General features: G+C 40.0%; 1 protein-coding gene. It reads right to left on the reverse strand.

Going from position 1 to position 512, the window contains the following annotated elements; translation table 11 throughout:
- A partial coding sequence (locus H5084_RS19315; RefSeq protein ID WP_182692240.1) for a transposase occupies positions 1 to 410 on the reverse strand: 410 nt, incomplete at its 3' end.
- Between the last annotated feature and the right edge of the window lie 102 nt (positions 411 to 512).

The following is a 512-nucleotide window of genomic DNA, read 5'->3' on the forward strand; positions in this document are numbered from 1 at the left end:
CGAGAAAGATCCCGCATCGCTTCATCTTCTGGCTCAGGTACGTAAATAGGTGTAAGGTCTTCAGATTTAAGTAACTTTGCAAGATTCAATGCATCACGTTTATCTGTTTTTACACGGTCGCCAGGTTTCTTTGGAATGAGTGAAGGAGCAATCACGTAGCAACATTGGTGTAAGCTGGTGAGTAATCGATATATCCAGTAACCACAAGGGCCAGCCTCATAAACGAAATGCAGTGTTGCTTGCGGGTATTTAGATTGCAGTTGCCTAACGAGTTTTTTAAATGCTGATTTGTTACTGAGTATGCGACCTAAATGTTGTGGTTTTGCACCACGAACATCTTCGATATATGCGACTTCAGTAAATGTTTTGTGAGTATCTAACCCAATGAAAAGTATGCTATGTTTATTCATGCTAGCCTCCACATTATATTGTTGATAGATATATTATGGCTCTGGTTGAAAAACTAACCCACTGTAGAGGCTAGCACCTTAGTGGGAAGTCATTATGTCTAT

The organism is Psychromonas sp. SR45-3, assembly GCF_014163575.1.
Taxonomy (GTDB): Bacteria; Pseudomonadota; Gammaproteobacteria; order Enterobacterales; family Psychromonadaceae; genus Psychromonas; species Psychromonas arctica.